This is a genomic window from Streptomyces sp. NPDC058157, assembly GCF_042884105.1.
GTDB lineage: Bacteria > Actinomycetota > Actinomycetes > Streptomycetales > Streptomycetaceae > Streptomyces.
Window position 1 is genome coordinate 34,069 of the sequence record NZ_JBHVUQ010000010.1, and the last position, 12,250, is coordinate 46,318.

General features: G+C 75.2%; 10 protein-coding genes and 1 tRNA gene. 6 read left to right on the forward strand and 5 right to left on the reverse strand.

All coding sequences use genetic code 11. The annotated features are described in order from the left end of the window. Nucleotides 1-47: 47 nt before the first annotated feature. From ACFVXK_RS04625 to ACFVXK_RS04635, 3 genes are all read right to left on the reverse strand, one after another. Complete coding sequence (locus tag ACFVXK_RS04625) at nucleotides 48-1,343, reverse strand: hypothetical protein (RefSeq protein ID WP_389610057.1); 1,296 nt, start codon at nucleotides 1,341-1,343, stop codon at nucleotides 48-50. 208 nt (nucleotides 1,344-1,551) lie between these two features. Continuing rightward, nucleotides 1,552-2,775 (reverse strand): S8 family peptidase, encoded by a 1,224-nt coding sequence (locus tag ACFVXK_RS04630; RefSeq protein WP_389610058.1) that lies wholly within the window; start codon nucleotides 2,773-2,775, stop codon nucleotides 1,552-1,554. Between the two features lie 159 nt (nucleotides 2,776-2,934). Then, the gene (locus ACFVXK_RS04635; RefSeq protein WP_389610059.1) at nucleotides 2,935-3,636 is read right to left on the reverse strand and encodes a 4'-phosphopantetheinyl transferase family protein; all 702 of its coding nucleotides are present in this window, start codon (nucleotides 3,634-3,636) and stop codon (nucleotides 2,935-2,937) included. Nucleotides 3,637-3,715: 79 nt separating this feature from the next. Here ACFVXK_RS04635 and ACFVXK_RS04640 point away from each other — a divergent pair, with 79 nt between their 5' ends. After that, a complete protein-coding gene (locus ACFVXK_RS04640) occupies nucleotides 3,716-4,486 on the forward strand; it encodes an alpha/beta fold hydrolase (RefSeq protein ID WP_389610060.1) in 771 nt (256 codons plus the stop codon). A 4-nt stretch (nucleotides 4,487-4,490) separates the two neighbouring features. Here the strand turns inward: ACFVXK_RS04640 and ACFVXK_RS04645 are convergent, their stop codons facing one another. Continuing rightward, entirely contained in the window at nucleotides 4,491-5,033 is a 543-nt protein-coding gene (locus tag ACFVXK_RS04645; RefSeq protein WP_389610061.1) for a hypothetical protein, read from the reverse strand. Between the two features lie 391 nt (nucleotides 5,034-5,424). Here ACFVXK_RS04645 and ACFVXK_RS04650 point away from each other — a divergent pair, with 391 nt between their 5' ends. Beyond that, nucleotides 5,425-5,913: a phospholipase gene (locus tag ACFVXK_RS04650; RefSeq protein ID WP_389610096.1), complete on the forward strand. Its 489-nt coding sequence runs from the start codon at nucleotides 5,425-5,427 to the stop codon at nucleotides 5,911-5,913. Nucleotides 5,914-6,036: 123 nt separating this feature from the next. Here the strand turns inward: ACFVXK_RS04650 and ACFVXK_RS04655 are convergent. Next, a tRNA-Arg gene (locus ACFVXK_RS04655) sits at nucleotides 6,037-6,109 on the reverse strand. Nucleotides 6,110-6,431: 322 nt separating this feature from the next. On the opposite strand from ACFVXK_RS04655, the gene ACFVXK_RS04660 reads away from it, so the two are divergent. From ACFVXK_RS04660 to ACFVXK_RS04675, 4 genes are all read left to right on the forward strand, one after another. Then, nucleotides 6,432-8,051 carry a dynamin family protein gene (locus ACFVXK_RS04660; protein WP_389610062.1) on the forward strand — a complete coding sequence of 540 codons (1,620 nt, stop codon included), beginning with the start codon at nucleotides 6,432-6,434 and terminating at the stop codon, nucleotides 8,049-8,051. A 4-nt stretch (nucleotides 8,052-8,055) separates the two neighbouring features. Further along, nucleotides 8,056-10,206: a GTPase gene (locus tag ACFVXK_RS04665; protein ID WP_389610063.1), complete on the forward strand. Its 2,151-nt coding sequence runs from the start codon at nucleotides 8,056-8,058 to the stop codon at nucleotides 10,204-10,206. A 100-nt stretch (nucleotides 10,207-10,306) separates the two neighbouring features. Then, nucleotides 10,307-10,714: a single-stranded DNA-binding protein gene (locus tag ACFVXK_RS04670; protein WP_389610064.1), complete on the forward strand. Its 408-nt coding sequence runs from the start codon at nucleotides 10,307-10,309 to the stop codon at nucleotides 10,712-10,714. 272 nt (nucleotides 10,715-10,986) lie between these two features. Next, a complete protein-coding gene (locus ACFVXK_RS04675) occupies nucleotides 10,987-12,237 on the forward strand; it encodes a TQXA domain-containing protein (RefSeq protein WP_389610065.1) in 1,251 nt (416 codons plus the stop codon). Nucleotides 12,238-12,250 lie beyond the last annotated feature (13 nt).

A 12,250-nucleotide genomic window follows, 5' to 3' on the forward strand; every position in this document is an offset into this window, starting at 1 on the left:
GCCGCCCCCCCCCCCCCCCACCACCGGGGTCCGTCCGGGCGGGACGGTCAGGCGATCGAGAAGGTCACGACCGACTGGTAGGTGTCGGCGAACATGAACGGCGGCAGCTGGAGCATCGCCGCGCCGCCCACGGCGAACTCGCCGCCGGTCAGCTCGTCACCGCCGGCCGCCTGCGAGGCGACCTTCATCGGGGTCTCGGTGATCGCGCCCGGCGCGCCCGCGGTGCAGGTGCTGGGGCTGTCGGGGTTGGTCACCGTGCAGGACGGCTGGATGCCGAGCTGGGCCTTGGCCATGGCGTGGCCCGTCGTCTGGTTCAGGAACGGCGTACGGGTCGCCGTGACGTCCCAGCCGAGGGTGCCGCCGCGGAAGTCCTGGACGGTCGCGGCGTTGAACGCGCCGAACACCGACTGGGCCTTGCCGTTGACGGTCACCGAGCCGAAGCTGACGGCGGGCTGGCCGTCCTTGGGGCCGAGGGCCAGCGGCCCGGGCAGCACCTCGACGTCCACCGGGTTCTTGACGCCGGCCTGCTCCTCGACGAACACGAACGGCTTGGCCGGCGGCACCGAGCCGTCGATCTTGATGGCGTCGGCCTTCTTCGTGACGGTGATGTTGCAGGTGGCGGCGCCGGAGGCGTCCGCGGTGCCGGTGCCGGTGTCACCGGTGGCGGCGCCCGCGAGGAGGGCGGAGCAGGTGACCGGGCCGGCCGGGAAGTTGGCGCCGGTGGCGACGACGGCCGTGCCCGCCTTGCCGCTGTTGGGCGTCAGCCTGGTGGTGACCGGGTCCTTGGGGAGGGCCTCGACGGCGATGGAGCCGACGGAGGCGCTGGGGCGCGGGTCGGGGGTGCAGGTGGTGGTGTAGACGGTGCCGCCGAGGTCGGCGTCGGTGACCACCTGGTCGATGGTGATCTGGATGGTGGTGCCCTCGCTGCCGTCCGGGATCTTGATCGTGCCGGAGAAGGCGGGCGGGTCGGACTTCTTGTTGGCTTCCTGGTGGCTGGGGACGGCGGGGCTGGTGACCGTCTGGGCGACCCCGCCGACGAGCAGCTTCGCCTTGATGGTGTTGACCGTGTCGATGGTGAACATCGGGATGACCGGGGTCTCGCCCGGGTCGATGGTGATCGGTACGGTCTCACCCGCCTTGGCGGTGTCCGGCACCGTGATCGTGTAGTCCTGGTTGCCGTTCGCGCCCGGCTGGGGGGCGGGGGCGACGCACTTCACGGGGACGGGAGTGGTCTTGGTCGCGGCCTGCGCCGGCCCGGTCAGGGCCACGACGCCGCCCGTCAGGGCCAGGGACAGCGCGCCCGCCCCGGCCAGCACTCTTCGCTTGAGCGTTCTCGAACTCACTGGGTCGCGACTCCTTCGTCATGACGAACCCTCCCCCCACCCGCTGTGTGGGGGAGGCCGAGCCGGTGCGGATGGCCGTCATTGACGCGTCGCGGTGCAGAGAAGTCAATGGATTGCCCGGGTGCGAAGCACACAGACATTGATGTCCCATCAGACCTGGTGGGACCGGAGGTCGGATACCGACCGGTCGGTGACCGGTGGGCGGGGTTCAGGCGCCCTTGGGTACCTGGAGGAGCAGATTCGGGGTGCCCGCGGGCAAGCCCGTGATCAGGTCCGGGGCGGCGTCGCGGAGCAGGGCCGCGCGGACCTGCTCGGGGGAGTGGACCGTGCCGCCGGCCAGGAGCAGCGCGGCGGCGCCCGCGACGTGCGGGGCGGCCATGGAGGTGCCGGTGGCCCGTGCGAGGGCGGTCGTGGAGCCCTTCCAGGCGGAGACGACGGCCACGCCCGGAGCCGAGAGGTCCACGCAGGGGCCGTGGTTGGAGAAGGAGGGGTGGTGGTCGCTCGCGTCGGTGGCGGCGACCGTGAGGGCCTGCGGGACGCCAGAAGGGGAGCCCAGGCAGGCGTCGCGGCCCTCGTTGCCGGCGGCGACGGTGACGGTGATCCCGTAGGCGGCGGCGCGGATGACGGCGGCGTCCATGGAGTGGCTGCGGGAGCCGCCCAGGCTCATGTTGGCGACGGCGGGCCGCAGCGGCAGGCCGCCGCGGACGACGTCCTTCACCATCCAGTCGAGGCCGCGCAGGATGTGCGACAGCCGCGCGTCGCCCCGGCAGTCGGCCACCTTCACCCCGACGAGGGAGACCCCCTTCGCGACCCCGTACGTGGCCCCGCCGACGGTGGCCGCGACGTGCGTGCCGTGGCCGTTGCAGTCGGCGGAGCCTTCCATCCACAGCGCGTTGTAGCCGGTCCGGGCGCGGCCGCCGAACTCCTGGTGGAGGGTGTTGATCCCGGTGTCGACCACGTAGACCGTGACGCCCTCGCCGGTCGCGGGGTAGGCGTACGCGCCGTCGAGGGGCAGCGCGCGCTGGTCGAGCCGGTCGAGGTGCCAGGGCGCCTGCGGCTGGCTCCCGGGGGCGGTGGGCCGCTCGGGGGCGCGGTCGGCGGGGGCGGCGGGGTCGGAGATCCGGTACACCGCGTCCGGTTCGACGGAGGCCACCCGGGGGTCGGCGGCGAGCGCGGCGGCGCGGGCCGCGGTGGTGGTCACGGCGAACCCGCTGACGGCGGTGTCGTAGACAGCGTCCACCCGGTCGCCCGCCTCCGTCGCCTCGGCGGCCAGGGCACGGGCCGGAGCGCGGGTGGTGGCGTCCTTGAGGACGACGACGTAGGGCGCGGTGGGCGTATCGGCGCCGGCGGCGTGCGCGGCGGGCTGCGGGGGCAGCACGGTGGCCGCCGCCAGCAGGGCGGCGGCCGGGAGGAACGCGGTCATCACGGTCATGCGCCCGATGCTCGGCCCGCCCGGCCACCCCCGCGCGGAGGGTGCGCCGACTGGCCCCACGACACACCACCCCACCGGGCGCGCCGCCCCGACCCCGGCCGCGCCGTCAGGCCACTGACCGTCAGGCGGGCGCGCACGTGCGTCGGGACGGGCGCGCCCTCAGGCCGTGCGCAGGGCCAGTGCGGCGGCGTAGGAGGGGGGTGCCGGGAGGTCGCGCAGGGTCCAGCCCGGCACCCGGGCGGGGGTGGGGGCCGCGCCGACGTAGGGCTCGACCAGGCCGTTGGCGAGGCCCGCTCCGGTGGCCTTGAGGCAGGCCTCCTTGCGGGACCACACCCGGGCCAGCGCCGCCCGCCGCCCGTCCTCCGGCAGCTCGCCGATCTCGGCCACCTCCGCCGGGTGCAGGCTGCTCAGGACGTCGGCCACCGCCGCCGCGCCGGGCAGCGCCTCCACGTCCACGCCCACCGGCACCGCCGCGAAGGCCAGGTACGCCAGCCCGCCGCTGTGGGACAGGGAGAAGTGCACCCCGCCCCCGGCCACCGCGGGCCGCCCGTGCGGGCCGCCGCAGTTCGGGCAGTCCTCACGGACGAGCCGGACCTGCTCGGGGGCCGTGCCCAGGTACGAGCCGAGCAGCACCCGCAGCCCCAGGTGCGAGGCCAGGTAGGTGCGCCGGTCGCCTGGCCGCACCAGACGGGCCGCCCGCTTCCGCTCGTCGGCGTCCAGCAGCGCCTCGGCCCCTTCGGCCTCGTGGCCGCCGATCACCCCGCGCGTGGTGTCCAGCGACCACACCGCCACTGCGGAACCCCTCGGGAGGTCTCCGGTCCGCGGTGCCGCACCGTCGAGTTGGTTCAGTTCCTCGATCACCTCACGAGAGTAGTGGTGGCGGCCGGCGTCCCGGTTAACCTCGTGCTGGAGATCACCGTGGACCAGGGGGAATCACACCGTGCGCAGTGCCGTCGTGACGCCGGAAGACGACCGGATCCGCTGGGTCGAACTCCCGGGGCAGGAGCCGGCCCGCGTCTACCTGCACGGCCTCGGCGCCACCGCCCCCGCCTACTTCGCGGCGAGCGCCGTCCACCCGAGGCTGGCCGGGCGGCGCTCGCTGCTGCTGGACTTCCTCGGGCACGGGCACAGCGACCGGCCCGAGGCCTTCCCGTACACCCTGGAGGCGCACGCCGACACCGTGGCGCGGGCGCTCACCGCCGCCGGCGTCGACGCGGCCGAGGTGATCGCCCACAGCATGGGCGGCGCGGTGGCCATCGTGCTGGCCGCCCGGCACCCGGACCTGGTCTCCCGCCTCGTCCTGGTCGACGCCAACCTGGACCCCCTGCCACCCGCTCCGGGCACGGCGGGCAGCAGCGGGATCGCCTCCTACACGGAGGAGGAGTTCCTGGCCGGCGGCTGGGCCGAGGTCCGCGACCGGGCCGGCGCCCACTGGTGGTCGACCATGCGGCTGGCGGACCGTACCGGGCTGTACCGCAGCGCCGTGCACCTCGCCGCGGGCACGACGCCCACCATGCGCGAGCTGCTGCTGGCGCTGAAGGTCCCGCGCACCTTCCTCCACCCGGAGGCGGACGGCGCCCCCGCCGGGGCCGAGGCCCTGGAGGCCGCCGGGGTCGCCGTCGTCCCCGTCCCCGACTGCGGGCACAACGTCATGCTGGACAACCCCGAGGGCTTCGCACGCGCCGCGGCCGAGGCCCTCGCACGGGACTGACCCGTCAGCGGCGCACGGCCGGGACGGCCCCGGGCCGCGGGTCGGCCGGCGTGCCCTGCGGTATTCGGGACCCCGGGGAGGGCGTTCCGTCGGTCCAGGCGTAGACCTTCTTGCCGCGCACCGACACCTGGTACTGGTAGTGGTCGCGGCACTCGGGCCGTGCCTCGGCCCGGACGTCGCGCGGCCACCAGCGGGCGCCCAGCCGGGGGCCGCCCGCCTTCTTCGCGGGCTCCTCGGCGCACTGCGGTCCGTCGAGGGGCGTCTTCCCCAGGGTGAACCGGATGAGCCGGGCCTTGCCGTCGGCGCGGGCCTGGATCCGTATGTCCGTGGCGTCCTTGGGCATCCAGCTGGGCAGCGCGAGGGCCCGGTCGCCGCGGGTGTGCGCCTCGGCGGCTCCGGCGGTCGCGAAGTGCCGGCCCTTCTCCTTGAAGAACCGGTCGTTGAGGGCGTTGGTGAGCGGGTTGGGCGGGAGATTGGGCAGCGCGAAGGCCGCGGTGGCGAGGGCTCCCACGATGGCTGCGGCGATGACGAGCGGACGACGGTTCATACCGACAAGTGTTCGCGGCGGAAGTCATCACCGCGTCCCTCCCCGGTACCAACTTCGGCTCTGCTGGAAGTCGCATACGGACTCATACCTGAGAGTGGTGCCGGGCGCGGCCGACCCGCTGCGGGCAGCAACGCCCGGGCCCGGCCCGCGTTATAGGGGCAGCCCCGGTCAACCCCCGGTGCGGCGAAGGCCCTCGGAACTCAGCACCGCGGCGGCCGCCGCCCGCCGCCGCGCCCCCGCAGGAACGCCCATGCGCCGCAGCCCCCTTCCCGCCTCCACGCGTCCCCTCCCTGCCCTCACGCGTCCCCTCTCCGCCCCCACGCGTCCGCTCCCCGCCCCCACGCGTCCCCTCCCCGCCCCCGGAGGTCCCCGTCGCCCCCTCGCGCGCCGTCTGTCCGCCTCCGCGGCGGCCGTCGCCGCCGCCCTGCTCCTCCTCGCCTCCCCCGCGTCCGCCGTCCCGGCCCTCCCGGCGGTCCCGGCGGACAAGCCGCAGGTGCTGAGCCGCTGGACGCAGGCCGCCGCGGCCAGCCAGGACGCCTGGCTGGAGGCCCGTGCGCACCGGGCCGACTGGGCCGCGTACGGGTTCGACTGGTCGACGGACTACTGCACGACCTCCCCGGACAACCCCTTCGGCTTCCCGTTCCGCGCGGCGTGCGCCCGCCACGACTTCGGCTACCGCAACTACCGGGCGGCAGGCGCGTTCCAGCCCAACAAGTCCCGGCTGGACGCCGCCTTCCACGCGGACCTCGAACGGGTCTGCGCGCGGTACTCGGGGGGTAAGAAGGCCTCGTGCGACGGTACGGCCTGGACCTACTACCAGGCGGTCAGGGCCTTCGGAGCAGCCGCGGACTCCGGCCCGGCGCCGTCGCCGGCGCCCTGAGCCGCCCGACCGGGCGACGGCCGTTTTGCGCCTGCAAGGATCTGATCGGGTGATTTTTCGCCAGCCGTGGACGGCGTCCCGCCGGGACGCCGCGCAGGGTTCTCCGGCGAAGAGGAGGAAGAGTGCCCCCGGCAGGACTCGAACCTGCGGCCAAGCGCTTAGAAGGCGCCTGCTCTATCCACTGAGCTACGGGGGCCGGTGGTGACCGTGGTGGCCTGGAGCCCCTTGGTGGGGGTGGGACTGCGGTCGGTGCCGGGTCAAGGATAGGGCTCCGGTTGCCTTGTCCCGGTTGCTTCCCTCGCGTGCCACGTTGTGGAGGTTCGGTGAAGCGGTCCCGATAATCGCAGGCAGGTGCGATTCTCGCACCGCTTTTGCGCCGCGGCGGCCTGGGTGTTGTGCACTCGTTATGCCTGCGTCCCACTCGTCCTCCGTGTCCATGATGTCCCACAGGAGTCGCGGTCGGCGCGCAGAGGGCGTATAAGCTTCAAAAATGGTCCCAAATTGGGCATTCTTCGCATGTGGTGACCTTGGATGTTCGGCCTCAGCTGCTCGATGCCCTGTCCGCCCTGCGCGACCGGGTCGCGTCCGTGCGTCTGCCGCTGCCCCTGCCCGGCGCCCCGCGCGCCCGCCAGACCAGAGCCGAGCTGCTCGCGCAGCTCGACGACTACCTCGTACCCCGGCTCAAGGCGCCCGAGGCGCCGATGCTCGCCGTCGTCGGCGGCTCCACCGGAGCCGGTAAGTCCACCCTCGTCAACTCCCTCGTCGGCCGCCAGGTCAGCGAAGCCGGAGTGCTGCGCCCCACCACCCGCACACCGGTGCTCGTCTGCCACCCCGACGACCACCACTGGTTCGCCGGGATGCGGGTCCTGCCCGACCTCATGCGCGTATGGGCACCCCAGGACGAGGACGACCTGCTCCCCGCCCGCAAGGGCCGCCCGCCCGGAACGCACCGCGCCGCCGCCACCCGCGAGCTGCGGATCGAGACCGTCTCCACCCTCCCGCGCGGCCTCGCCCTCCTCGACGCCCCCGACATCGACTCCCTCGTCGTCGAGAACCGGACCCTCGCCGCCCAGCTGATCTGCGCCGCCGACGTCTGGGTCATGGTCACCACCGCGTCGCGGTATGCCGACGCCATCCCCTGGCACCTGCTGCGCACCGCCAAGCAGTACAACGCCACCCTGATCACCGTCCTCGACCGCGTCCCGCACCAGGTGCTCGCCGAGGTCTCGCGCCAGTACGGGGCCCTGCTCACCCGGGCCGGACTGGGCGACCTGCCGCGTTTCACGGTGCCGGAGCTTCCCGAGTCGGCCGGCGGCGGCGGACTGCTGCCCGCCAGCGCCGTCGCCCCGCTGCTCGCCTGGCTCAGCCACCACGTCCAGGACCCGGCCGCCCGCCAGTACGCCGTCGGCCGCACGGCGCTCGGCGCGCTCGACTCCCTCCGGCGCCGCATGCCCGAACTCGCCTCCGCCGTCGCCGCCCAGCACGCCGCCGCCGTCCGGCTGACCTCGGCCGTCGAGGACGCGTACAAGAGGGAGGGCAAGCGGGTGCAGGGCCGCCTCGACAGCGGCGCGGTCCTCGCCGGGGACGCCCTCACCCGCTGGCGCGGCTACCCCCTCGACACCAGCGCCGACGAACTCCTCGACTCCCTGGCCGAATCCCTCGCCGCGCTGCTCCAGTGCGCCGTCGCCGCCGCCGACGAGCGCATCGCCGAGGTGTGGCGCCGCGAACCGGCCGCCGGGGCGGTTCCGCTGCCCGGCCCCGACCGGGAGGCGGCGGAACGTATCGGCATGGCCGTACGGCGCTGGCGGCGCGTGCTGGAGGAACTCGCGGAGGAGGAGGTCGCCAAGCTCGACAGGCAGCCCGCGCCCGACCCCGACGGCATCGCCGCCCTCCTCGTCGCCGCCCTCCTCGGCGGCAAACGGGCCCGCCCGGCGGGGGAGAAGCTCGCCGAGCGGATCGGCGTCCAGGCCGCCGTACGCCTGCGCGACCGGGGCGGGGAACTGGTCAGCGACCACCTCGACCAGGTCCTGCGCGCCGAGCGGGACCGCCGGCTCGCTCCGCTCCAAGCGCTCGAAGTGACCCCGGAACCACAGGCCGAACTGATCGCGGCGCTGTCCGTACTGCAGAAGGAGAGGTGAGGGGGTGACCGCCTTGACCGACCGCGACCGCGATCAGGCCGGAGACCGCGACCACGTCCGCGACCAGAACGGGGACGGGGTGCGCCTGCGCGACCGGGCCGGTGACCGCGTCCGCGACCGGGCCGCCGGCCGGACCGCCGCCCCGGGCACGGACGCGGACACCGGCGGCGACCCGGACCGCACGGACGGGCGCACGGACGGCCGCACGGACGGCCGCACGGGCGGCCGGGCCGCCGAACGCGCGGCCGACCGCTGGGACGACGGCTTCATCGCCCGCTCGCGCCACCGGACCACCCGCAAGGGGGGTTTCGGCAGGGCCCGTTCACGCGGGGCCGAGGACGGGCTCCCGGCCGAGGAGCCGGGGGAGGGGCCGGCCCGGGAGACGGACGAGGAGGGGTACGAGGAGACGTACGAGGGCGAGGAGGCCCTCGTGCGCGCCGTCTCCGGCGCCGGGAGCGACGGCGGCAAGGCCCCCGCGCCCCCGCTCAGCCCCGAGGCCCAGGCCCTGCGGACCCGCCTCGACGCGCTCCGTCAGCTGGTCGGACTCTCCCGCACCCGACTCGACGGGAAGACCCTCGCCGAAGCCGGCCGGGTCCTCGACGAGGCGGCCGCGCGCCGGGGCCTGTCCGCCCAGCACACCGTCGTCGCCGTCGCCGGAGCCACCGGAAGCGGCAAGTCCACGCTGTTCAACTCACTCGCCGGAGTGCAGATCTCGGAGACCGGGCTGCGCCGCCCGACCACCGCCGCGCCGATCGCCTGCAGTTGGTCGGACGGGGCCGCAGGCCTCCTGGACCGGCTGGAGATCCCCGGACGGCTGCGCCGCCGCCCCCGCGAGACCTCCGAGGCCGAAGCCCTGCGCGGGATGGTCCTCGTCGACCTGCCCGACCTGGACTCGGCGCTCGGCGTGCACCGCGAACACGTCGACCGCGTGCTGGCCCTGGTCGACGCCGTGATCTGGGTGGTCGACCCGGAGAAGTACGCGGACGCCGTCCTGCACGAGCGGTACCTGAGGCCGCTGGCCGGGCACGCGGAGGTGACGTTCGTCGTCCTGAACCAGGTGGACCGGCTCCCCGGAGAGGCGGCCGACCTCGTCCTGGACGACCTGCGAAGGCTCCTGGACGAGGACGGCATCGCGCTCGGCGAGCACGGCGAACCCGGTGCCACCGTCCTCGGGCTGTCCGCCCTGACGGGTGAAGGGGTCGGGGAACTGCGCGAGCTCCTCGGACAGTTCACCCAGGAGAAGGGCGCCGCGACCCGGCGGATCGCCGCCGACGTCGACCGGGCCGCCGCCCGCCTGCGCCCGCTGTACGTGGCCGACGGGCACAGCAGCCCCTCCGGGCCCGAGATCGGCGAGACGGCGCGCGCCGAGTTCGAGGACCGGCTCGCCGAGGCCGTCGGGGCGTACGCGGCCGGCCTCGCGGCCGAACGGGCCTGGCGGCGCAACGCCGGAAAGGCCTGCGGCACGCCCTGGCTGCGGCTGTGGCGCTGGTACGAGGACCGGCGCGCCCCCCGTTCGCTGGCCGGACTGTCCGCCCTGGCGGTGATCGGCCGCTCCGCCGCGCCCGTCGCGGCCGGGCCCGCGGAGGAGGAGGTGACCGCCCGGCAGCGGGTGGAACAGGCCGTGCGGACCGTCGCGGACGAGGCGGTCGTCGGGCTGCCCGAGCCGTGGGCGCAGGCCGTACGGGAGACAGCGGTCCGCGGGGCCGCCCGGCTGCCGGAGGCGCTGGACGAGCTGGCCGTGACCCTCGGCCCGGCCGTCCCGGCGCCCGGGGCGAAGCCGCCCCGGCCCGCCTGGTGGCCGGCGGCGGTGCTGGCGCAGGCCGCGATGACGCTGGTGCAGATCTTCGGCGGGCTGTGGCTGGTCGGGCAGATCGCGGGGGTCCTGGAGCCCAGGCTGCTGCCGCCCGTGCTGTTCATGGTGGCGGGCATCGTCGGCGGGCCGCTGGTGGAGTGGGCCTGTTCGATCGCGGCCCGCGGCCCCGCGCGCAGGTACGGGCAGGACGCGGAGCGCAGGCTCCGGCAGGCGGCGGCCGGCTGCGGCCGGGCGCGGGTGCTGGAACCGGTGGCGGCCGAGCTGCTGCGCTACCGGGAGGTGCGCGAGCAGTACGCGACCGTCTCCGCAGGGGGGACGAGGTTGTCCACAACCCGCCAGTAGTCCACAGGCCGCGGCGGTCCGCCGGTGGGACGGGCCAGCATGGTCGTACCTCGTGCGGACGGTCCGCGCGGGTCGTACGGAACGTGGGGAGGCGGCCGGGATGAACGACACCCTGGTGACGCTGGTGGGGCACGTGGCGACGCAGATCGACTTCAAGGAGACGGTGACCGGACCGTCGGCGAGGTTCCGTTTCGCGGTGACCCCGCGGTACTTCGACCGGCGGACCGAGGCTTGGACGGACGGCACGACCAGCTTCTACACCGTGTGGGCGCGACGGGTGCTCGCGGTGAACCTGGCGAGTTCCGTCTCGGTGGGGGAACCGCTCGTGGTGCACGGGCGGTTGAGGGTCAGGGAAGGGCCGCCGGACGGCGAAGGGGTCCGCTGGTTTTCGGCGGACATCGACGCGCTCGCCGTCGGACACGACCTGAACCGTGGAACTGCGGCCTTCCGCAGGGTGGTCAAGACGGAGACCCCGCTGATGGGCCCTCAGAAGGCGGGGGTGGTCTGAGTGTTCGATGAGGCTAGGATTCCCCGGTACTCACGGGCACCTGGGTCTTTGGCCCGAAGGGGAAGACTGTGTCGATTGCTGTTCCCGCGTCCTGCGCGTCCTCCGAGTTCCCCGCCGCGTCCACGGACGGACCGGCCCCCGCCGCGGCGGCCCCGCCGGTGGTTCCGCTTACGAGCGTGCCCGCTGCTTCCGCCGCCTCTGCGGGCCCTGTTCCCGATCCCCGTCCGCTGTTCGACCGCCGTCCGGTTCCCGAACCCCGCGCGGGTGGTCGCATGGATGACGGGCTGCCTGGCGTCGGCGTCGGGGCGGCTTCCGCGGCCGTGGGGAACGCGGTGCGCGGTGCCGTGCGGCGGCCGCTGGCCGTGGCCCTGCTGGCCGCCGCCGCCCTCACCGCCGCCCCGGGGGCCCGCGCCTGGGCCGACGACCAGGCGGTGGCCAGTGCGGCGGCCGGCGGTGCGAGCGCCGTGCTGGACGGGCTGAAGACCTACGGCCAGGCGGTCCTGCACGCCCGGGACGGCTCGGTCCGGCAGATCCCGGCCGGGCTCTACGAGATGCGCGTCGACGGCGGCGGCATGCTCCAGACGTACGGGGTCGGCGTCGCGGGCAACGCGCAGCCGCAGGCCCACTACACCGAGAGCGGCTGGGGCGGCAGCCCCCTCGGGAGCAACGCCGAGGCGGGCGGCCGGATCCGCTGGGTGCTGGAGCACTCCTACCCGCAGCACAACGACCTGGCCGGGCTGGCGAAGGCGGCCGGGGCCGGAGCGCTGACGGCGGAGAGCGCGGCTGCCGGGACCCAGGTGGCGATCTGGCGGCTGGCGGAGGGCGCGCAGGTCGAGGCCACCGACCAGGCGGCCGAGAAGCTGGCCGACTACCTCCAGCGGGAGGCGGGCCGGCTGCCGGAGCCCCCGGCCTCGCTCCGGCTGGACCCCGGCCGGGTCTCCGGTCCGGTGGCGGGACCCGCCGGCAGCCGGATCGGCCCCGTCACGGTCCGCACCGGGGCGCAGAGCGTGTCCGTCACCCCGGACGCGGCGGCCGTGGCCATGGGGGTGCGGGTGGTGGACGCCGACGGGCAGCCGGTGACCGCCGCGGCCGACGGCACCCGCCTGTACTTCGAGGTGCCCGCCGGCACCCCCGACGGGACGGCCTCGGTCATCGTGCAGGGCTCGACCAAGGTGCCGGTCGGGCGGGTCTTCAGCAGCGGGATCCCGGACGAGGCGCAGGTCGTGGCCGGCTCCAGCGAGTCGGCGTCGACCGCCACCGCATCGGCGGTCTGGCCGCAGCCGCCGGCCGGCCCGGCGGGGAAGGTGGGCACCCTGGCCGGCAGCGCCGAGGTGATCCCGACCGGTACCGCCGGTCCGGAGACGCAGTCGCCGGACGAGGAGCGGCTGGCCGTCAGCGGCAGCTCCGCGGCCACCCCGGTGATCGCCTCGCTGGCGGTGGGCCTGGTGGTGCTGGGCGGCATGGTGGTCCTGCTGCTGCGCAAGCGGCCGCTGGAAGGGGAGGAAGGGGAGACGGAGGGCTGAACGGGCGGCGGCG